14 protein-coding genes and 6 pseudogenes are annotated in these 21,640 nt (G+C 39.0%); 11 read left to right on the forward strand and 9 right to left on the reverse strand.

Going from position 1 to position 21,640, the window contains the following annotated elements:
* Positions 1-19 precede the first annotated feature (19 nt).
* From JCM13188_RS21410 to JCM13188_RS14730, 5 genes are all read right to left on the reverse strand, one after another.
* Complete coding sequence (locus tag JCM13188_RS21410; protein ID WP_369405076.1) at positions 20-214, reverse strand: cyclase family protein; 195 nt, start codon at positions 212-214, stop codon at positions 20-22.
* Positions 180-629: a cyclase family protein gene (locus tag JCM13188_RS14715; RefSeq protein WP_369405077.1), complete on the reverse strand. Its 450-nt coding sequence runs from the start codon at positions 627-629 to the stop codon at positions 180-182. The genes JCM13188_RS21410 and JCM13188_RS14715 overlap by 35 nt, the downstream gene beginning before the upstream one ends.
* A gap of 12 nt (positions 630-641) precedes the next feature.
* The gene (gene kynU / locus JCM13188_RS14720; RefSeq protein WP_054754742.1) at positions 642-1,916 is read right to left on the reverse strand and encodes a kynureninase; all 1,275 of its coding nucleotides are present in this window, start codon (positions 1,914-1,916) and stop codon (positions 642-644) included.
* A gap of 275 nt (positions 1,917-2,191) precedes the next feature.
* Entirely contained in the window at positions 2,192-4,021 is a 1,830-nt protein-coding gene (locus JCM13188_RS14725) for a sensor domain-containing protein (protein WP_279401943.1), read from the reverse strand.
* Between the two features lie 47 nt (positions 4,022-4,068).
* Positions 4,069-4,650: a PAS domain-containing protein gene (locus JCM13188_RS14730; RefSeq protein WP_054754744.1), complete on the reverse strand. Its 582-nt coding sequence runs from the start codon at positions 4,648-4,650 to the stop codon at positions 4,069-4,071.
* A 188-nt stretch (positions 4,651-4,838) separates the two neighbouring features.
* On the opposite strand from JCM13188_RS14730, the gene JCM13188_RS14735 reads away from it, so the two are divergent.
* On the forward strand, positions 4,839-5,276 hold the full coding sequence (locus tag JCM13188_RS14735; protein WP_054754745.1) for a DUF6376 family protein: 438 nt from the start codon (positions 4,839-4,841) through the stop codon (positions 5,274-5,276).
* 36 nt (positions 5,277-5,312) lie between these two features.
* On the opposite strand, the pseudogene megL reads toward JCM13188_RS14735, so the two are convergent.
* Both megL and rarD read right to left on the reverse strand, forming a co-directional pair.
* Positions 5,313-6,518, reverse strand: a pseudogene (gene megL / locus JCM13188_RS14740) (methionine gamma-lyase).
* A 295-nt stretch (positions 6,519-6,813) separates the two neighbouring features.
* Positions 6,814-7,719, reverse strand: a complete 906-nt coding sequence (gene rarD / locus JCM13188_RS14745) for an EamA family transporter RarD (RefSeq protein WP_054754746.1) — start codon at positions 7,717-7,719, stop codon at positions 6,814-6,816.
* Positions 7,720-7,850: 131 nt separating this feature from the next.
* Between rarD and JCM13188_RS14750 the strand changes: the two genes are divergently transcribed.
* The 4 genes from JCM13188_RS14750 to typA all read left to right on the forward strand — a co-directional run bounded on the left by JCM13188_RS14750 (position 7,851) and on the right by typA (position 10,624).
* The gene (locus JCM13188_RS14750) at positions 7,851-8,144 is read left to right on the forward strand and encodes a HesB/YadR/YfhF family protein (RefSeq protein ID WP_054754747.1); all 294 of its coding nucleotides are present in this window, start codon (positions 7,851-7,853) and stop codon (positions 8,142-8,144) included.
* 11 nt (positions 8,145-8,155) lie between these two features.
* On the forward strand, positions 8,156-8,395 hold the full coding sequence (locus tag JCM13188_RS19660) for a hypothetical protein (protein WP_279401944.1): 240 nt from the start codon (positions 8,156-8,158) through the stop codon (positions 8,393-8,395).
* Entirely contained in the window at positions 8,350-8,595 is a 246-nt protein-coding gene (locus tag JCM13188_RS19665; RefSeq protein ID WP_279401945.1) for a hypothetical protein, read from the forward strand. Before JCM13188_RS19660 ends, JCM13188_RS19665 begins: the two co-directional genes overlap by 46 nt.
* 196 nt (positions 8,596-8,791) lie before the next feature.
* Positions 8,792-10,624: a translational GTPase TypA gene (typA, locus tag JCM13188_RS14760; protein ID WP_054754748.1), complete on the forward strand. Its 1,833-nt coding sequence runs from the start codon at positions 8,792-8,794 to the stop codon at positions 10,622-10,624.
* A 47-nt stretch (positions 10,625-10,671) separates the two neighbouring features.
* Here typA and JCM13188_RS14765 read toward each other — a convergent pair.
* Positions 10,672-11,105: pseudogene (locus JCM13188_RS14765) on the reverse strand (ferritin-like domain-containing protein).
* A gap of 135 nt (positions 11,106-11,240) precedes the next feature.
* Entirely contained in the window at positions 11,241-13,838 is a 2,598-nt protein-coding gene (locus JCM13188_RS14770; protein WP_054754749.1) for a thermonuclease family protein, read from the reverse strand.
* A 246-nt stretch (positions 13,839-14,084) separates the two neighbouring features.
* Between JCM13188_RS14770 and JCM13188_RS14775 the strand changes: the two are divergent.
* The 6 genes and pseudogenes from JCM13188_RS14775 (at position 14,085) to JCM13188_RS14800 (ending at position 21,625) form a co-directional block, all read left to right on the forward strand.
* Positions 14,085-15,775 (forward strand): annotated as a pseudogene (locus JCM13188_RS14775) (peptide ABC transporter substrate-binding protein).
* Between the two features lie 254 nt (positions 15,776-16,029).
* Positions 16,030-16,964: pseudogene (locus JCM13188_RS14780) on the forward strand (ABC transporter permease).
* A complete protein-coding gene (locus JCM13188_RS14785; RefSeq protein WP_054754750.1) occupies positions 16,964-17,902 on the forward strand; it encodes an ABC transporter permease in 939 nt (312 codons plus the stop codon). The pseudogene JCM13188_RS14780 and the gene JCM13188_RS14785 overlap by 1 nt, the downstream one beginning before the upstream one ends.
* A 13-nt stretch (positions 17,903-17,915) precedes the next feature.
* On the forward strand, positions 17,916-18,950 hold the full coding sequence (locus JCM13188_RS14790; RefSeq protein ID WP_054754751.1) for an ABC transporter ATP-binding protein: 1,035 nt from the start codon (positions 17,916-17,918) through the stop codon (positions 18,948-18,950).
* Positions 18,940-19,955 (forward strand): annotated as a pseudogene (locus JCM13188_RS14795) (ABC transporter ATP-binding protein). The gene JCM13188_RS14790 and the pseudogene JCM13188_RS14795 overlap by 11 nt, the downstream one beginning before the upstream one ends.
* Positions 19,956-20,437: 482 nt before the next feature.
* Positions 20,438-21,625: pseudogene (locus JCM13188_RS14800) on the forward strand (glycine C-acetyltransferase).
* The last annotated feature ends 15 nt before the right edge of the window (positions 21,626-21,640 follow it).

Genomic DNA, 21,640 nt, shown 5'->3' on the forward strand with positions numbered 1-21,640 from the left:
AAAAAGGCGGGGGTCAACTTTATCCTTCTAAAATGGCTCGGACGGGGCTACCATCAGCACCTTCTATTTTTAATGGAAGGGCAGTGAGCCTGTACATACCCGGCTTGACATCGGTTAATGTTAATCCTTCTAAAATATGCACTCCGTTTTGAAGTAGTGAGTGATGCGTATCTAGCGTTTTACTGTCTAACGGATCGACTGACGGTAAATCCACACCGAGAAGTTCTATGCCATGTTTTAAGAAAAAGGTCCGAGGTCAGGATGAATGATTGGAATTTTTCTGGGAAGACATCATCTGTCCACGTTTCAGTTTTAAGTAAAACCCTGCGAACTTCACTTAAATCGAGTCCGTCAAAATCTTTAGGAGTAATTTCACCTTTAGTTGTGACATCAACAACAAGTGCATCACCGACGAATAGCTCAAGGGGAAGCTGCTCAATCGTCATGCCACTATCTTTAAAATGGAAAGGGGCATCGACGTGAGTTGCGGTATGGCAGCTCGTTGTGATTTGACCAACGTTGACTGAACCTGTTTCCTCCTGGGACCAAGTGAGGTTATAGGAAAAGGGCGTATCACCCGGCCAAGTCGGTGTGTTCGCATTTAATAATCTTGAAATATCATAAATCATATCGCACACTCCTTAAGCAATGACATCACGTTCATTTTTATATTGCTTATATCGTTGATTGTCCATGATGTCTTTTAAAATCATCACGGTTTTGTACACATCGTAATAGGAAACGTAAAAGGCAACGGGGGCAAGGCGAATAACATTTGGCGCGCGGAAGTCAGGTACGACGCCATTTGCTTTGAGTGCCTTACAAATACTCGCAGCTTCTTGGTGCTCGAGGCATACATGCCCGCCGCGATGCTTGTCATCTGTCGGGTTTCCAATCGTAAAATCATAGTCTGATAAATGTTCTTTTACGAGAGTCATTAAATATTCAGTAGCTTTGAGCGATTTTTCGCGAATAGCCTCAATGCCAACTTCTTCAAAAAGCTCAAGCGAACCGATTAAAGGCGCAACACTTAGAACGTGGGGAGTTCCAATCTGGAAAGCTCCAGCTGAATCCGCAGGTGTAAAATCATGCTCCATATCAAATTGTTTCGTTTTGTCTGATCCAAACCACCCCGCAAGCCCCGGTTCAGCTCCAAAATGTTTTTCATGTACAAACAGCCCTGCAACACCGCCTGGTCCGTTGTTAACATATTTATAGTGGCACCAGTAAGCAAAATCGACTCCATGTTCGTGGAAATTATGTGGAATGGCGCCTACCGAATGGCAACCATCCCAGCCGATTAAAATACCACGGTCATGTGCTGCCTCGGTTACACGCTTAATATCGAGTAGCTGACCGCTGCGATAAAGGACAGTGGGTAGAATGACTAGGGCGACTTCGTCCGTCATCGCTTCGATAATATCATCCTCATTTAGCGTCCTGCCATCACGGCTTTTAACGCGAATTAAATGCTCATCAGGATCTAATCCGCGAAGCTTAAGTTGACTTTTTAAAGCATAAATATCTGAAGGGAAGTTCAGCTCATCTGCTAAAATCTTTGTGCGTGATCCCTCAGGTTTGAAAAAAGTCGCAACTAGCTGGTGGAGGTTCGTTGTCGTCGAACCTGTAACTACGACTTCCTCAGGATTACCACCCACTAAAGTTGCCATTTTGCTTCCAAGGTTTTCAGAAAGGAAAAACCAAGGATGGTCGCCTTTCGTCCAACCATCAATCCCGTAATTTTTCCAAGAATCAAGCACTTCTAAAAGACGTTGTTCCGAACGCTTTGACAATAGCCCAAGCGAATTCCCGTCCATATAAATTTGATTATCTTTTATGTAAAATTCATCTTTGTAACCACGAAGCGAATCCTGTTGATCCAATTCACGTGCAAACTCTTCAGTCGGTTTAAACATCCAAATCCCTCCTAATATCAATATACCATAAAAAGAGTTCAAGTGATGAGAATAGATGTGTTCGCATTAGGGTTAGTTTTGTTCGTATGTTTGTATGAACTGTTCGTATTTCAAGAAGTTTGTCCGTGTAATTAAGGGAACTGTTCGTATAGGCGATAAATTTGTTCGTAAAATGGATTTAATTGTTCGTATCATTCTACATATCATCTTTAGAACGTTCGTCAGGCTGGGGAGGACGACTTACCAAGACACAAAAAAAGGGTAGAGACGTGTCTCTACCCATACTGCTCCTCGAATTGTACAATGGAACATGGTTTGCGAAAATAAAAGCCTTGATAATAATCGCAATCAAGCGTCTGAAGAAATTTAAGTTCCTCTTTAGACTCGATTCCTTCTGCAATCATTGGAATGTTAAGCTCGTTAGTGAAGTGAGAGATTCCTCTTAATATCGCCTGGTTCTTCACATTTTGATCGATATTTTGAATAAATTGACGGTCGATTTTGAGTAAATCAATGTTAAACAGGCTTAAATGAGCAATAGATGAATAGCCAGTGCCAAAGTCATCTAACGCAAAGCGGAACCCTATGTTTCTAAAGTCATTAATGGTGTTATTAACCAGTTCATGATCATGTATTAATGCCGTTTCTGTAATTTCGAAAATAATGTTCGATGCGTCGACTTGGTAATGTTCTAACGTTGATAAAACGTAGTCTTTGAATGACTGTCTTAAAAAACGCTTAGGCGATAGGTTATTAGTAATTGAGATATTTAGACCTATATCGTCTCTCCAACGTCTAATCGTTTCACAAGTTTTACGCAGCACAAAGTGGTCAATTCGATGAATCAGCCCTGACTTCTCAGCAATTGGGATAAACACATTAGGCGGAACATACCCATGCTTAGGATGTTTCCAACGAATTAAAGCTTCAGCAAGTGCCACTTGTTTTAATTCGTTACAATAAATCGGCTGTAAATAAAGCTCAAGTTCATTATTTTCAAAAGCGAAATTCAAATCTTGCTCAAGTTCATAATCGTTAAACGTTTGCTTCTCAACATCTTCTTCAAACATTTGCCAAGAATTTTTACCAATCGTTTTAACGTAATGAACGGCTCGATCAGCGTTATTGATTAGGTCGTTTAACGTATGACCGTGATTCGGAAACTGGCTAACGCCGATACTAGAAGTGACCTGAATCTGATACTCGTCAATTAACATTTTGCGTTCAAGTGAGTCTTTGAGGCGCTGTGCTATGTCCTCGATCGATTCATCATCTTTTAAACGGTTGACCATAATGACAAACTCATCACCACTTAACCGTGCGCAGATTCCGCGGTCCTGAATAACATGGTCCATTCTTGTGGCAGTCAGGGTAAGAACCTTATCGCCAATGTCGTATCCAAGAGATTCATTAATTGATTTAAAGTTGTCTAAATCTAAATAGATAATCCAAAAAGGCTGTTTCTTACGTTGGTTCATGATGTTATTAATGTAAGTTTCAAAATTTCTCCGGTTTTTAAGTCCGGTAATTTGATCATGATTTGCAATAAATTCAACTTCCTGTTCGTGAAGCTTTCGCTCTGTGAAATCAACTAACACACCGTCGATTTGAGTGATTTTCCCATTATGATCAAAAATAGGGATCGCTTGTTCTTCAACCCATTTCACTTGCCCTGCTTTCGATAAGATCCGATACTCATGCTTAACCTTTTCACCTCTTAGAATTTGTCTTCGGTTACGCGAAAAACTCGTTAAATCCTCAGGGTGAATATATCTTAACCAGTTAAAATCATCCTGATAGACTTGTTCGACTGTCACATCAATCATTCGTTCGATTCCTTTAGACACATACTCAAGCCTTCTATTATCCAAATTAAACGAGCAAACAATCATATCGAGAGAGTCGTAGATTTTCTGCAGGCGCTCGCGATTTATGGAAAGATCTTTTTCTAAACCACGCAGTTTGGTCACATCTTGGATAATTCCAATTAAACGAACGGGATCTCCGTTATCATTTAATATACTGTCACCTCTTACATGAAGCGTACGAATACCACTCTGAGTTTTAATGCGGTAATCCATCTCGTAGCTGGTCCCGTGTTCCATCGCCTGTTCGAAGGTTTCTTTAAATTGAGTATAGTCATCCGAATGTGTCATAGAGAAAATTTATTGAGATCGATTGATTCATCTTTCCATTCAGGTCGTTCATAGATTTCATATAGTTGGTCAGACCAATGGATCGTATTCGTATTAAGGTCGACCTCCCAGGTCCCCATATCTGCAGTCGCTTGAGCAGATATCAATTTTTCTTTTATATGTGAAAGTTCACTTAAATCACGCTCAGTGTCAGTTAAATCATGAACGAGCGCGTACAGACCGATAACTTTTTCATTTTCAAAAATTGGGATACTTGTCAGCCTGACTGGAATTTCAAAACCATGTTTATGTATAACTTTTGTAAAATGCTTAACGGATTTTCCAGATATGACACGATTAAAATAGTTAACCGTTTCGCTTTGGAAGCCGTCTGCAATAAACGGGTTAAACGGTTTTAAATGAAGATCACGGTATTCATAAGAAAGCATGTCTAACAGTGCCTGATTCATGTCAATCATGATTCCTTTATGATCAACCGTCACAATTCCATCTGGAAACCGGTTGTATAAATCTTTTTGAGTCTGATTCTGTTGGTTAAGTTGAAGAGCCTTATGTCCGCTCCATTCTGTTCCAGCCATGATCCTAACCTCATCTTTCAGTCATCCAATTCTAGCCAATTATACTTATACCTAGTATAGCATACTACGCTAATACTTCCTATTATCTATCAGAAAGTTTCGAATATAATAGAAGTAAGATATAATAAAAGAATAGTAGGGTAAGACAAGCATATAATAGTAAAAAATCATTAAGGAGATGAAATAACATGAGGTTATTAACCATTGCTATTAGTTTTCTACTAATAACAGGTTGTGGTGTCATAGATGAGGTCAATCAAACAGTTGATTATGGTAAAAAAACAAAAGACTACATTAGCACGATGGCAGGTTACCAAGATGATGTTTCAAATTATATGAACAAAGAACAATTAACAGAGCAAGATATTAAAGACATTAAAGTTTTAATAGATGAAGTTGAAGCAGAAATTAAGGAATTTAATGAAATTGAGCCTCCAAGTGTGGCTAGCGGAATCCATGATGAAATTGAAGCTAAAAATAATCAAGTGTTAGAAGCTACGGAAGAGGCGAAACGCCAAATGAACCAAGGGCAGTTTGATGCTAGTGCATTTGAAAACCTAGAAATTGCTAAGACTTTAGCTGAACTAAAAGCTTATAAAGAACAAATTGATCAAGTGATGAACTAAAAAGGAGGGGCCTTTAAAAGGCTCCTCCTTAGTTATTTAATCTAATACATTGGCTTCAGCAGTTTTAATTTTATCTAAGCTTTGTTCTAAGTCAGCCCAAATGTCTTCCCAAGCTTCAAGACCGCATGACATTCGAATGAGGGTGTTAGATATACCCATCTTTTCTCGGCTCTCTTCTGGGACAACAGCGTGAGTCATTGTCGCTGGATGCTGGATGATGGTCTCGGCATCGCCTAAGCTTACAGCAATTTTTTAAGAATGACAGATGGTTTAAAAATTCTTGAGCTTCTTTTTTACCACCTTTCACTTCAAAGGCAATAACACCTGCACCTAAACGCATTTGTTTTTTCGCAATATGATAGTCAGGGTTATCTGGATCAAATGGATAATAAACGCGTTCAACATTTTGATGAGCTTTTAAGCGTCAACAATTGTTTCAGCTGTTTGTGAGTGGCGCTCCATACGAAGTGATAACGTTTTAATACCACGTAAAAGTAACCACGCATCAAATGGCGACATTTGCCCGCCGATATCTTTTTGTGTTGTCATAGCCATATCAGAGATGAAATCTTCTTTTCCTACAACAAGACCTGCTACAACATCACCGTGTCCCCCAATATACTTCGTGGCACTATGAATGACAATATCACAGCCAAGGTCAATAGGACGCTGTAAGTACGGGCTTGAGAAAGTATTGTCTACTACGACTGGAATCTCGTACTCTTTCGCAACTCGCGCCACCATTTCTAGGTCAATGACTTTCATCGTTGGATTAATGGGTGTTTCGACATAGATGACGCTTGTTTCCGGTAAAATATGTTCACGAATCTGATCCTCTGTTTCCATGGAGATATAATCTGATTTAATATTATATTTTTCATCCAAGATTGAAAGTAAACCAAACGTACAACCGTAAAGTCCTTGTGAGCACAAGATGTGTTCGTTCGCCTTAGTTAATTTAATAAGGGTCGCCGATACAGCTGCCATGCCAGTTGCGAATGCCAAACCAGCTTCACCATTTTCAAGTCTCGCAATTCGTTCTTGCAGCGCTGTTACGGTTGGATTCCCTAAACGGCTATAGATATAACCTTCTTCCTCACCAGCAAAACGGCGCTCACCTTGTTCAGCCGAATCAAACGTAAATGTTGATGTTTGATAGATTGGCGTTGATAAACTCCCTAAATGATCTTTAGAATCGTAACCGACATGTACGGCTTCTGTTTCAAAACGTCTTTCCTTCATGTTTTCATCCCCCTTAAGCAAAGTCTGTTAGTTTATATGTATTATTGTAACATAAAATTTGAAAGCGCTTTCGTTAAATTTGCTATTAAAAATATGAGCATTAGCTAGGTTGTCTCCGATTGTCCGTATCTGAAGTGATTTTGTACGTATTTCGCTGGCAAGTGTTTGTATTTCATGAGGATCTGTTCGTATCCGGAACCGATTTGTTCGTATTTGAAGTGGAATTGTTTGTATTCGGAATGAGTTTGTTCGTATGCATAAAAAGCAATTTCCAAAAGCGGAAATTGCTAGTTACTTAACCTACAGTCTTCATTTTTCTTATATGCAAAAATCTCTCATAGGAGTATAAGATTAACCCAAGCCATATAAGGGTAAAGGTAATAGCGTGTACTTGCGTAAAGGACTCACCGAATAAAAAGACACCTAATAACAACATAATCGTTGGTGCGAAGTATTGCAGAAATCCAACTAATGATAATGGAATGCGCTTTGCACCTTGGCCGAACAACAATAGTGGTAGAGCAGTTGCAAGTCCGGTACCTATTAAGATTAATCCTTCAAATGAAAAGCCCATCGCACCTGTGCCGTTTGATTCTAATAAGAACACATAAACTAATGCTACTGGCGTTACTATTAATGTTTCAATCGCAAGACCGAATATAGCATTAAGGTCGACCGTCTTCTTAAGTAATCCGTATAAAGCAAACGTAACGGCCATGCCTAAAGCAGCCCAAGGAACAGAACCGAAATTATAAGTCATATAAAAGACACCAATAAATACTAGAGCAATCGCTGTCCACTGGATTTTAGTAAATCGTTCTTTAAGAAATATAAAGCCAAAGAAAATACTTATTAACGGGTTTATGTAATAACCTAAGCTTGCATCAAGCACGCGGTCTGAGTTAACAGCCCATATAAAGATAACCCAGTTCAAACTGATGATCAATCCTGCGGCTGTGATTCCGAAGAGCTTTTTCTTATTAAACATAATTTGTTTACATTCTTCTAAAAATAAGTGCCAGCGGCGAATTGTGACTATTAATAGAATCATAAATACAAAGGACCAAATAATTCGATGAGCTAGAATTTCCCATGCAGGGACATGGTCGACTAGCTTCCAATACAGCGGTAAAAATCCCCACAGCAAATAAGCACCAGATGCATATAAAATTCCTAAACGTTCATTTGACAATCCTAACATCTTCTTTCTAGTTATAATGATTTTTGAATTTTATTATAGTATAGAAAATTTTGCAATGAACATGCTTAAAGTTGTTGTTTACATTTGTTTTAGATACACTGAAATGAGAGGTAATAAAGGAGGAGACGCCATTGAATATACATGTATCAGACGAAGCAGTGGATTGGTTTGTTAACGAAATGGACCTAAATGAAGGAGATGTGATTCGCTTTTTCCCGAAATACGGTGGGACGAGTGACTTTCAGGATGGCTTCTCAGTTGGAATTGAACCAGGGCGTGCTGATGTCGCTGGCGTTGAAACAGAGAAGAATAATATTTTATTCCAAGTGGATGAAAAGGATGAGTGGTTCTTTAAGGACCAAGATTTATATGTTGGGGTTAAGAACGGGGAGCTTGCGTTTTCGAACGAACCGTTAGAGTCATAGGGGGAAGAAATATGTCTTGGACACGAGAAGAAGCGTTTGACTTTCTAAAGACAATTTATACAGACGAGGTCATGCAAGATGAGAAGCGTCGAGTTTTTAAGATGTTAAATCGTCAGCTTTATGAACGGTTGGATGACCTTGCGATTAATAATGCTTTATCTGACCGCTCCGAAAAGCAACTTAAGTTTTTAAAGAATTTACATTTATGCCAGGGGATAATATTTTTCAGTCCATGCGTTATTTATTCTTAATGGCTCGCGGTGAGAAAGAGCGAGACAGGCAAAAGACTGAGATGCATTTGAACCGCGTTTATCATTCGCTATTTCAGGCAGCTGGCTGGAGGAATCCGATTATTCCTGACTCGTTCTGGGAGACGCCACTAGGTATTGCATGCCGAATTGCCGAAAAAGGCGTGGAAGATGTTTATCCAATATTAGATGACATGACGTAATCTCACTCATTACTTATGGGTGGGATTTTGTTTTGTCATATGATGTGTGCCGTCATAGCGTTCTGTTTACTGTCTTTAATCGTTCTTGTAAAAGCAAAAAGTTTAAGGAAATTAGATTAAATTAGGTATTTTGGGCAGTTTTTGTTATAATATAAAGGTTGAATAAGTTTATGTGAAAAGAATAGGAGAATTTTTAATGCAAGAGAACAAAGACATTCGCAACATAGCGATTATTGCCCACGTTGACCACGGGAAAACAACCTTGGTTGACCAAATGTTACATTACTCAGGAACGTTTCGTGAGAATGAACATGTAGATGAACGTGCGATGGACTCGAATGATTTAGAGAAAGAACGCGGTATTACGATTTTAGCTAAAAATACGGCGATTAATTATAACGATACTCGCATTAACATTTTAGACACACCAGGACACGCAGATTTCGGCGGTGAAGTTGAACGGATTATGAAAATGGTAGACGGTGTTCTGCTAGTCGTTGATGCTTATGAGGGCTGTATGCCTCAGACTCGTTTCGTGCTTAAAAAGGCACTAGAAGATGGCTTAAAGCCGGTAGTCGTTTTAAACAAAATTGACCGTCCGAATGCTAGGCCTGAAGAAGTGGTCGATGAAGTATTAGACCTTTTCATTGAGCTTGGTGCAGACGATGATCAACTTGAATTCCCTGTTGTATATGCATCAGCTTTAAACGGAACGTCTGGTGAAGAGCCTGAGGAACAGCAAGAAACGATGGATCCGGTATTTAAAGTTATTTTAGATTACGTGCCAAAACCTAAGCGTGATGTGGAAGGGCCACTTCAGTTCCAAATCACGATGCTTGATTACAACGATTATGTCGGTCGTATCGGTGTTGGACGTATATATCGTGGTCGCATGAAAGTCGGCGAGCAGGTCGCGTTAATGAAAAAAGACGGCAGCATGAAAAAGTACCGTGTAACGAAACTGTTCGGTTTCATCGGATTAAAACGTGTTGAAATTCAAGAAGCTGAAGCGGGTGACATTGTAGCAGTAGCGGGAATGGAAGACATCAACGTTGGTGAGACGGTTTGTGATGTTGAAAATCCTGATGCACTACCAATTCCGCGTATTGATGAGCCGACATTACAGATGAAGTTTGTGACGAATAACAGTCCATTTGCTGGTCGTGAAGGTAAATTCGTAACGGCTCGTCAGATTGAAGAACGTCTACTCACTCAACTTGAAACGGACGTAAGTCTTCGCGTTGAGAAAACTGAATCACCAGATGCTTGGATTGTATCTGGTCGTGGTGAGCTTCACTTATCGATTTTAATAGAAAACATGCGCCGTGAAGGTTTTGAATTACAAATTTCTAAGCCACAGGTCATTATAAAAGAAATGGACGGTGTGAAATGTGAGCCTATGGAACGCGTTCAAGTGGACGTACCTGAAGAGCACCAAGGTGCGGTGATGGAATCACTTGGTGAGCGAAAAGGTGAAATGATTGATATGGTGAACCAAGGAAATGGTCAAGTCCGCTTAGAATTTAAAATACCTTCAAGAGGTTTAATTGGTTATACGACAGAATTTATGACACAAACACGTGGGTTCGGGATCATTAACCACACATTTGATTCTTATGAGCCAGTCGTTGGGGGCCGAGTAGGTGGCCGTCGCCAAGGTGTATTAGTATCTCAAGAAAAAGGTAAAGCGACAAACTACAGCATCCTTGCTCTTGAAGATCGTGGCGTCATTTTTGTTGAACCAAATACAGAAGTATATGAAGGTATGATTGTTGGGGAGCACAACCGTGAAAACGACTTAACAGTTAACATCACGAAAGAAAAGGCTCTAACTAACGTGCGTTCAGCAACAAAAGATAACACACAAACCATTAAATCCACACGTAAATTAACGCTTGAAGAAGCGATAGAATATCTGGATGACGATGAGTATTGCGAAGTAACTCCAGAATCAATCCGTTTACGTAAGAAAATCTTAAACAAAGGTGAACGTGAGCGTGCTCAGAAAAAATCTAAATTAAATAGTTAATGTGAAAAAATCCGCTGAACTTAGTGTCAGCGGATTATTTTAATGCATTATTGAAAATGTGGATCCATAAGTAAACGGTCAATCTCTTCCATATGACCGGTTTCATCGGCTATCATATCATCTAATTTAACAGACAGTTCGGTTAAACCGAGTTCGTCAGATTGTTTCTTACGCTCTTCATAACGATCAATCGTTGCTTTTTCAGCGTCTCGAGCAGCTTCAAGCATTTTCTTAACATCCGTTTCTTGAGGTACAGGTGCAGGCTCAACGGTTGGTGTGCCACCGAGTGACTTTATTTTTCGGCTAAGTACAACGCATGCCCTTGTTCATCAGCAATTTCGCTTTCGAAAAAAGGTTTTAATGTAGCGCGATATAAACCTGAGACGACAGCCGCATTATTCGTATACATGATTGAGGCTGTGTACTCGTTTCTTAAATCTTCATTTAATCCATCAATTAATTCTTGCATTTTTTGATCCATAAAAAACATCCACCTTTCGTTTGGAGTTCTATATATGGTTTTCCCTGTTCTTGCAGGAATAAACATGACTGTACTGTCCCAAAAGATGATCAAAGGACCAAAAAAAGCCTCCCAGTGACCGGGAGGCTTTACAATTTATGATGCTTTGCGTTCAAATAATTTATTAAGTTCGTGCTCGATATTCTTAAGGTGTGCATCTTTACCGTTATTCTGATATTTGACTAAGGCTTTTTCTACCGAATGCATCACAGATTGAATATGCTGTTCAGTATTACCGTTTGTCTCGACGGTCTCTTTAAGCTCAGCTTCTAGTTGGTTTAGTAAAAATTCATTCCCATGTTGGTTTGCGATTTCTACTAAATTAGCCGCTGAATAATCAAGAAGTTGAGCTTCGACGACATCATCAGCATGACGTGGCATGACCTTATATTCGTCATAGTTATAAGTTAAAACGCCGGTAACGGACTGATAATACTCATTCGCTCTGACTAAATCTGTATCTGAATCAATGACAAAGTGTCCGTTAGCGTCGTAGGCTTGATAGTTATGATAACCATCATCACCCTCAACATAAAAATCTTTAACCGTGACAAGCTGGCCTTCATAAGCTTCGCCAACTTCACTTGAAGTAATCACTATCGGTTCAGGTTCACCAACACCTTTTTCGATAATAGATACATGATCTTCACTTGGGAGAATTTGAAGCAGGCCAAAGTATTCCTCGGTTCGTGCTTTAGCACTGATTTTGTCACCAACTTGTGCTCCGAAATCTTCAGCACGAACGACGATTCCAGCGGTGTCATCCTGAACGTAGTAATTGTACATGCCACCAGCATAGAATGCGGCAGTGATTACACCTTCGATATGAACGCGAGTATCGAGTTCGGCATCACGTGCCGATTGAATTGATTGAACAGGTAACTCCTCCGTTACATCTTCTTCACTTCTAGGCATTAACTTGAATTCACTGAAGTTATAATCAATGACACCAACGATTTCATCGTAAGTTTTACCAACTTCTAAAAAGCCAGCATCATTATCGATGACAAATTCACCGTCTGCATCACGTGCAGTATAATCGTTATATTGGTTGACGGATAGTATTTCAACATCTTCCATAGTTACTAGCTGAGCTTCGATGGACTCGCCAAGGTCACTAGATGATACTAGTGTTGGTTCAATGTTTGACACATCTTCTTCGATCACCTGTACATTAGCATCAACGATTTGGAGCATACCGTAATACTCATCCGTCACACCAGAAGCGGCAATTTTATCACCGACATTTGCTTCTAAATCACTCGTACGCACGATGATTCCAGCCGTATGGTCTTGAATATAATAGTTTGTAAGGCCGCCACTAACTACTTTATGAGTAATTGTGCCTTCAACTGTGACGCTAGTTCCTAATTCAGCTGATCTAGCGTCAGCGATAATTGGCTCGCGTTCGAAAGCAGGCTCATATCCTTCATTTAAAGCTGTTAATTCATCTCCAAAGAAAATTCGAGCATGCACCGGCACTTCCGCCCAATCGTCTGGCATGTAATAAAGACCAGTTTCTGAGTTAGCTACGTAACGATGTAACGGACTATTATCGTAGCGAGCACGGAAGATAAATGGTAATTCCATTAATGGTGTGTCTTCAGACCAGATCCCTTTATTTTGTTCTTTAGCGGCCTTAACAGCATCCTGGTACTGTTGGTAAGTTTCCTCAGGTCCAACAGGCCAAATAAAATAAGTAGAAGCATAACCTTCTTGTACTAATTTGAGGTTTGTATTTAGGTTGTCCTCTTTGCGAACGACCTCAGCTAACACACGGCCATACGTATCAAGAGGCTCCTCTCCAACTTTGATGATGACTTCATCACCAGGCTGCAATAGTTCACTTAAATACTCCTTGGCCTGTTCACCATGATATTTTTGAGAATGGTTCGGGTCTTCTAAAATTAATTCTGGGTCATAATCATCTTGATGGTAGGTTTCTGGGGTGTCCATATTTAAGAAGCGGATCGTCGTTTCTCCTAAAACTGGTTCATTGACATGGATTGTATCGCCGTCAACAATTCGGTCGACTGTACGATGGTATTCCTCTTTGGGGTCATTATCTGGAGGTGTGACTTCTTCATGACTACCAATATAGTCAAATGTATCTTTTGGGAATGCAATCCAATCAGTAGATGGATCAAAGTCATCTGATGCATTGGTGTCGCCAGCTGTAATAGAAATGTCTCTTACTAATGTTTTATCTTGAGTTTTGGTTAGGTTGTCTCCCCAATAATCTCCAGGGTCTTCACCGACTTTTCCAAGTGAATCAATGATGTCTCCGTTACGAGTATCGGCATTATAGTTTTTAAAAAGAATGATTGCATCATCGCCATTAAAATTATAAGCGAAAGAGTTTCCGGTAAGATTTGCTTGATCTAATAATGGTTGATCAGCATCACTGTGAGCCATTACAAAGGTTTCACCGGGTTCAAGTGTGCCAGCTAGATTTAACTCATTAGCATAACCATCACCAGGTTCAAACGAAGCACCATTTGTGAAAGTTACAATAGAATAAGAAGACATATCGACCGTCTCACTTGTCCCATTATAGATTTCAATGGCTTTATTATAACCGCCACCTTCAATATATTCTGAGATGATCAAATCATGATGAGTGTCTGCAAAACTACTTGTTGAAAAAGTTACCGTAAAAAGTGCGAACAAAACAACAGTAAAGAACTTCTTCACTAAGTTTCCCCCTCCTGTAATAAATTTCAGTTTAATTATAACTTGTCTTCGAATAAAAATCTCACTAATTGTAGAAATTAATATAGAAATAATTCAATAGGGTGATATGTGAAAATAGTATAAAAAATCAAAAAATCTTACAAAACATCTTCAACTTATGACAAAAATGTGTATAATAGAGAGTACAGGCTTTTTACTGCAGCGAAAGTTGCATAAATTTTTAAAAAATTAGGGGTAAAAAGTAACATGAGAAATTTCAGTAAATTCTTGTTATTTTCTTTAATCGCTTCTCTAGTACTTGTACTAGCTGCTTGTTCTGGTGGCGATAGTGAAGAAGATACTAATAACAATAGTGAAGGTGAAACAGAAAGTAACCAAAGTGAAGGTGAAGGCGAGGGCGAAGAAACTGCTTCTAAGTCTGAGCAGGTTCTTAACGTTAACATTAAAGAAGAGCCTCCATCGTTACACCCTGGACTAGCTTCTGATACGACATCAAGCTCAGTATTAGACCAGGTATTTGAAGGGTTAACTCGTATTAATCCTCAAGGTGAAGCAGAAGAAGCTATGGCAGAAGACATTCAAGTGTCAGATGACCAAAAACTTACACGTTCACAATTCGTGAAGGTGCTACATGGTCGAATGGTGACCCTGTAACAGCTCAAGACTTTGAGTTTGCTTGGAAATGGGTATTAAACCCTGACAATGCTGAAACGGATTATGCTTATCAGCTTTATCCAATTAAAAACGCAGAAGCTGCAAAATCTGGAGAAGCTTCTTTAGATGAAGTAGGAATTACTGCTAAAGATGATAAGACGTTAGTTGTAGAACTAGAACAACCTACTCCTTATTTCGAAAAGCTAACTGCATTCCACACTTATTATCCTGTTAACAAAAATGCTGTTGAAGGTAATGACGAGTGGTATACAGATGCAGGTGAGCAATATGTAACAAACGGTCCATTCTTATTAGATTCTTGGACTCACAAAGATAAAATTGTACTTAAGAAAAATCCTGACTACTGGGATGCTGAAAATGTATCTCTAGAAACAGTTAACATGTTCATGGTTGAGAACGAAAACACTGCATTAAATATGTTTAAAAATGGTGAGTTAGACTGGGTAGGTTCTCCATTTGACTCAGTACCATTAGCAGCTATGGATCAACTTAAGCAAGAGGACAAGTTAAACATTTCACCACTAGCTGGTGTTTACTATTATGCATTTAATGTTGAGAAAGAGCCTTTCAACAATGCTAAAATTCGCCGTGCATTTGCTCTAGCGATTAACCGTCAAGCAATTGTTGAGAACATTACTAAAGGTGGACAGCTTCCAGCAATGGCATTAGTACCACCAACAATTTGGGAAGAAAACGAAGAGGGTTACTTCGAAGATAATAACGTTGAAAAAGCTAAACAGTTATTAGAAGAAGGACTTGAAGAAGAAGGTTTAAGTGAGTTACCAAAAGTAACAATTTCTTATAACACTAGTGAAGCACACGCTGCAATTGCTCAAGCAATTCAAGATATGTGGAGACAAAACCTTGGTGTAGATGTAGAACTTGCTAACGAAGAATGGCAAGTATACTTAGACACTATGGGTAATGGTAACTTCCAAGTTGGTCGTATGGGTTGGTTAGCTGACTTTAACGATGCAATTAACTTCTTAGAAATTTTCCAATCTAAAGGTGGAAACAACTACACTAACTGGGAAAGTGAAGAATATGCTTCTTTACTAGAAGAGTCTAGAACAATTACTGATCCAGAAGAGCGTAAATCAGTATTAAAAGAAGCTGAACAAATCTTTATGGATGAATTACCATTAGCACCAATTTACTTCTACACAAACGTATACACTAAGAAAGATTACGTTAAAGATGTTAAACCAAGTGCGATGGGTAGCATCAACTTAAAATACGGTTCAATTGAATCAGCTGAGTAATATTCACAACACACAAAATTAAATGAGAAAAGGTATATAGGAAACATTCTATATACCTTCTCTCGTTAAAAAAGAGAATTTATTAACTATTCAAACAACAAGAGTTAACTCCAAAAGATTACATGACATGACTTTTTAAATATTTCTAATAACTTTAGTTTATGTATTGTTGGGGTGATTCAATCACCCCTTTTTAATGTGAAAAAAGAGTTAATATTTTGAATTTTCTATTGTACAAAATGGAGGTGGAGGAATTGGGTAACTATCTCTTAAGGAGATTTGGTTCAATGCTGGCATCGTTATTTTTCATTGTAACGATTACATTTGTTTTGATGCAGCTTGCTCCAGGTGGGCCATTTGCATCTGAGAAAAAATGCCGCCGGAAATTGAAGCACAGATGAACGCGAAGTACGGTCTAGATGATCCACTTCATATCCAGTATTTTGACTACCTAAAGGACGTCGCTCAGTGGGATTTTGGCCCATCATTAAAACTTACAGGTCAAAGTGTAAACGATATCATTAACCGTAGTTTTGAATATTCCTTACTATTAGGGCTAGAATCAATCTTTCTAGCACTAGCATTTGGGATTTTATTAGGAGTGATCGCTGCGTTAAGGCATAACTCAGGAGTGGACTATACGGCGATGGTTATTGCTGTATTAGGTATTTCAGTACCAAACTTTATTTTGGCAGCCGTGCTGCAATATTTCTTTGCAATGAAGTTACAATTACTACCAGTAGCAGGATTTGATTCATTTGCACACACACTCTTACCAGCAATTGCGTTAGCAACAACGCCAATGGCTTTCATTGCAAGATTGATGCGTTCAAGCATGCTAGATGTATTAAGCTCGGATTATATTAAGACAGCGAAAGCAAAAGGTTTAAATGAACGTGTTGTTACTTACAGGCACGCTCTAAGAAATGCGATTATGCCGGTTGTCTCTTATTTAGGACCACTTGTCGTCGCAATCTTAACAGGAAGCTTCGTGATCGAGGAAATCTTCAACATTCCTGGATTAGGTGCAGAGTTTGTTAACAGTGTTACAAACCGTGACTATACAGTTATTATGGGTACAACTGTGTTCTTCAGTGCGTTACTTCTAGTATCCATATTATTAGTAGATTTACTTTACACACTCATTGACCCTCGAATTAAGTTTGGTAAAGAAGGAGGGAAAAGCTAATGTCACAACCTGAATTAAACAGAGCAGAAATAGAACAGACAGATTTTGAACCATTAGTTAGAGATGAATCTGATGCTGAGAAAATTTCCGGAGAAAGTACATCTTACTGGAAAGATGCTTGGCGCCGTTTTAAAAAGAATAAATTAGCTTTGTTCGGTGTAGGTGTCATATTATTCCTAGCATTTATGTCATTCTTTGGTGGTCCTATATCTGGTTACGATTATTACACAAACAATTACGCCATAACTAACCAATCACCAAGCGCTGATCATTGGTTTGGAACCGATAACCTTGGCCGTGACGTATTTTCAAGAACTTGGTATGGAGCTAAAATATCTCTATTTATCGGTATTATGGCTGCACTTATCGACGTTGTGATTGGTGTTATTTGGGGTGCAGTTGCAGGATATTTTGGCGGAAAAGTTGACGAATACATGATGAGAATAGCAGATATTCTTTATAGTCTTCCATATTTATTAGTGGTTATTTTGTTAATGGTAATTTTACCACAAGGATTATGGACACTAATCATAGCGATGACCTTCACAGGCTGGATTAACATGGCCAGAATTGTCCGGGGTCAGGTTATGCAGTTAAGAAATGAAGAATATGTGCTAGCCGCTCGAACCTTAGGTGCTAATAGTAACCGAATCATGTTTAGACACTTAGTGCCAAATACACTTGGTCCAATTCTAGTAACATTAACATTAACTATTCCAAATGCAATCTTTACAGAAGCATTTTTAAGTTATCTAGGTTTAGGTGTACAAGCTCCACTTGCAAGTTGGGGTACAATGACAAATGATGCGATAGGCGCATTACAATATTATCCTTACCAATTATTCTTCCCAGCGTTCTTTATCTGTTTAACGATGCTGGCATTTAACGTAATTGGTGATGGTATGCGAGACGCGTTAGACCCTAAATCTCGTAAATAAGGAGGGGAAAACCGTGAAAAAAGTATTAGAAGTAAAAGATCTAAATGTCTTTTTCGATACGTATAAAGCTGAAGTTCAAGCAGTTCGTGGAGTGTCTTTTGACGTACACGAAAAAGAAACTTTAGCCATAGTTGGTGAGTCAGGCTCAGGAAAGAGTGTGACGTCCCAATCAATTATGAAATTAATACCAATGCCTCCTGGAAAATTTGCTGGGGGTTCCATTAAATTTAATGGTGAGGAATTATTAGATAAATCAGAGAAACAAATGGAAGACATTCGTGGTAAAGAAATTAGTATGATCTTCCAAGATCCAATGACATCATTAAACCCAACGATGACTGTTGGTAAACAAATCGCGGAAAGCTTAATTAAACACCAAAACATGTCGAAGTCTCAAGCACGTAAACGCGGTTTAGAGCTATTAGAACTAGTAGGAATTCCAAACCCTGATGCTCGTATTGATCAGTATCCGCATGAATATTCAGGTGGTATGCGTCAAAGAGCAATGATTGCAATTGCGCTTGCATGTAATCCTAAACTGTTAATTGCCGATGAACCGACTACAGCTCTTGACGTAACAATTCAGGCACAAATCCTGGATTTAATGCGTGACTTACAAGATAAAGTCAATACATCGATTATTTTAATTACACACGATTTAGGTGTCGTTGCTAATGCAGCTCACCGTGTAGCCGTCATGTATGGTGGTAAAATTGTTGAAACGGGTACGGTAGATGAGATTTTCTATAATCCAACACATCCTTATACTTGGGGTCTATTAGGCTCGATGCCTGATTTAGACAGAGATGGCGAAGAAGAGTTACAAGCTATTCCTGGTACGCCACCAGATTTATCTGATCCTCCAAAAGGATGTCCTTTTGCTGCGCGTTGTCCGTATGCGATGAAAGTCTGCGAAAACCACATGCCTGATTACTTTGAGCTATCTGATACTCAGAAGAGTGCATGCTGGTTATTGGACGAACGTTCACCTAAGGTAGAACCACCTGAATCTGCTAAAGTAGGAGGTTCGAAACGCGATGAAGAATAATGAAGATAAATTATTAGAAATAAAAGATTTGAAAAAACATTTTAAAGTTGATCGTAAGACAACTTTAAAAGCTGTAGATGGCTTGAATTTTGATATCTATAAAGGGGAAACATTTGGATTAGTAGGTGAATCTGGTTGCGGTAAATCAACAGCTGGACGTACGATTTTACGATTATATGGTGCAACAGATGGTGACGTTATTTTCGATGGGAAAAACGTTCATGATAAAAATCAGCAGCCGATACTAAAGAATTAAGCCGTAAAATGCAGATGATCTTCCAGGATCCTTACGCATCTTTAAACCCGCGTATGACGGTTAAAGATATTATTGCTGAAGGTATTGATATTCACGGATTAGCTAATAACAAACAAGACCGTGAAGATAAAGTTATTGAGCTATTAGAAACGGTTGGTCTGAATAAAGAGCACGCGAACCGTTACCCACACGAATTCAGTGGTGGTCAGCGTCAACGTATCGGGATTGCTCGCGCACTAGCACTAGACCCAGATTTTATTGTGGCCGATGAGCCAATTTCTGCACTAGACGTTTCGATCCAAGCTCAGGTTGTTAACCTCATGAAACGTCTGCAGAAAGAAAGAGGATTAACGTATTTATTCATCGCGCACGACTTAGCGATGGTAAAGCATATTAGTGACCGTGTAGGGGTTATGTATTTAGGAAGAATGATGGAGTTAGCGTCAAGTGACGACTTATACAAAAATCCATTACACCCCTATACACGTGCCTTATTAAGTGCGATTCCTAAAAGTGATCCGGATGTTGAGAAGAACCGTGAGCGAATCATCTTAGAGGGAGATGTACCAAGTCCAACTAACCCTCCAAGTGGTTGCCCGTTTAGAACAAGGTGTCCGCTTGCACAAGAAGTATGCGCTGAAGTTGTACCTGCATGGATTGAAGCTGAGGAAGGTCACCATGTGGCGTGCCACGTCTATGATGATCGTTATAGTGATCAATTTGATGCTGCCAAACAAGCGATGTCATAATTTTTTAAGAACCTTTTTTTATAAGGTTCTTTTTTTTTTTGCTTCAGGTTCGTATCATGTCTCATATTTTTGCTCTAATGTCCTATAAAACGGCTTCAATGTCTCATAAACTTAGTCGAATGCCTCTTTTCGACAAAATTCGATTCCTCATGTAGGTTAAAAATGTCTCATAAACGGTTCTATATGTCCCATAAAACTTCCGAACAGGATTCTTTTACGCCATGTGCGAAAAAGCATCGATATTGACGTTGGTGATCGATAAATCAAAGAAAAGGTTCGATAAAATGACGAATTTTACTTCGTCGACAAATTTCGCGGTAGATATATCTCAAAATGGGGTAGATAAAAGGGAAAATTGGGATAGATATCTTAAACCAAAAGGTTCATTTAAAAATAAATCTCGGCTAAATTTCGCTCTTTCTGCAAAAAATGTTATCATAGAATGGGTTTTAACATTTAACGTAATTTTAGGAGGTAAAGACATGCCAAGTGAAACGTTAAATCAGTTTTTAAATGAGAACTTAAACGAGCTTAAAGACCAAGGACTTTACAATGAAATCAACGTTGTAGAAGGGTCTAATGGTCCAAGAATTACAATCGATGGCAAGGAGCTTATTAACCTGTCGTCAAATAACTATTTAGGTCTTGCAACGGACGATCGTCTAAAAGAAGTTGCGAAAGACGCTGTTGAATCACACGGTGTTGGAGCGGGTGCCGTTCGTACGATTAACGGAACGCTCGATTTACATGTAAAATTAGAAGAAAAAATTGCAGAATTAAAGGGACTGAAGCTGCAATTGCTTATCAGTCAGGTTTAACTGTAATATGGCAGCGATTTCAGCTGTTATGGATAAAAATGATGCCATTTTATCTGACGAGCTTAACCATGCATCGATTATTGATGGTTGCCGTCTTTCTAAAGCAAAATTATACGATTCAATCATTCAGATATGGCTGACTTACACGAGAAAGCTAAAGAAGCGAAAGAATCTGGTCAATACAATAAAATTATGATTATTACTGACGGTGTTTTCTCAATGGATGGGGACATTGCGAAGCTTCCTGAAATCGTTGAGATCGCTAAGGAATTTGACCTAATCACTTATGTAGATGACGCGCATGGTTCTGGTGTTTTAGGAAAAGGTGCCGGAACTGTTAAGCATTTTGGACTGCAAAAGGATATTGACTTCCAAATGGGTACGTTATCTAAAGCCATAGGTGTTGTGGGCGGTTACGTAGCCGGTAAGCAAAATTTAATCGACTGGCTAAAAGTACGCTCTCGTCCGTTCTTATTCTCAACGTCACTATCACCAGCTGACGTAACGGCTTGTACTAAGGCGATTGACCTATTAATGGAGTCAACAGAGCTTCATGACCGTATGTGGGAAAACGGTGACTACTTGAAAAAAGGTCTAAAAGAATTAGGCTTTGATATTGGAAATAGTGAAACGCCAATCACACCTTGTATTATAGGAGAAGAAAAGGCGACACAAGAATTTAGTAAACGTTTATTTGATGAAGGTGTTTATGCTAAATCAATCGTGTTCCCAACAGTGCCAAAAGGAACAGGGCGCGTGCGTAATATGCCAACAGCCGCACATACAAAGGACATGCTTGATGAAGCATTAGCCATCTATAAAAAAGTCGGAAAAGACATGGGACTTATATAGAGATCGTTTTGGGGA

This window comes from Piscibacillus salipiscarius JCM 13188 (assembly GCF_001311865.1).
GTDB lineage: Bacteria > Bacillota > Bacilli > Bacillales > Alkalibacillaceae > Piscibacillus > Piscibacillus salipiscarius.

Coding starts and splice junctions, on each gene's coding strand:
- JCM13188_RS14730 (WP_054754744.1), bottom strand. CDS start 4,650: ATGGCTGGAACAGAATGGAGCGGACATAAGGCTCTTCAACTTAACCAA.
- typA (WP_054754748.1), top strand. CDS start 8,792: ATGCAAGAGAACAAAGACATTCGCAACATAGCGATTATTGCCCACGTT.
- rarD (WP_054754746.1), bottom strand. CDS start 7,719: ATGTTAGGATTGTCAAATGAACGTTTAGGAATTTTATATGCATCTGGT.
- JCM13188_RS14735 (WP_054754745.1), top strand. CDS start 4,839: ATGAGGTTATTAACCATTGCTATTAGTTTTCTACTAATAACAGGTTGT.
- JCM13188_RS19660 (WP_279401944.1), top strand. CDS start 8,156: ATGTCTTGGACACGAGAAGAAGCGTTTGACTTTCTAAAGACAATTTAT.
- JCM13188_RS14785 (WP_054754750.1), top strand. CDS start 16,964: ATGTCACAACCTGAATTAAACAGAGCAGAAATAGAACAGACAGATTTT.
- JCM13188_RS14715 (WP_369405077.1), bottom strand. CDS start 629: ATGATTTATGATATTTCAAGATTATTAAATGCGAACACACCGACTTGG.
- JCM13188_RS14725 (WP_279401943.1), bottom strand. CDS start 4,021: ATGGAACACGGGACCAGCTACGAGATGGATTACCGCATTAAAACTCAG.
- kynU (WP_054754742.1), bottom strand. CDS start 1,916: ATGTTTAAACCGACTGAAGAGTTTGCACGTGAATTGGATCAACAGGAT.
- JCM13188_RS19665 (WP_279401945.1), top strand. CDS start 8,350: ATGCCAGGGGATAATATTTTTCAGTCCATGCGTTATTTATTCTTAATG.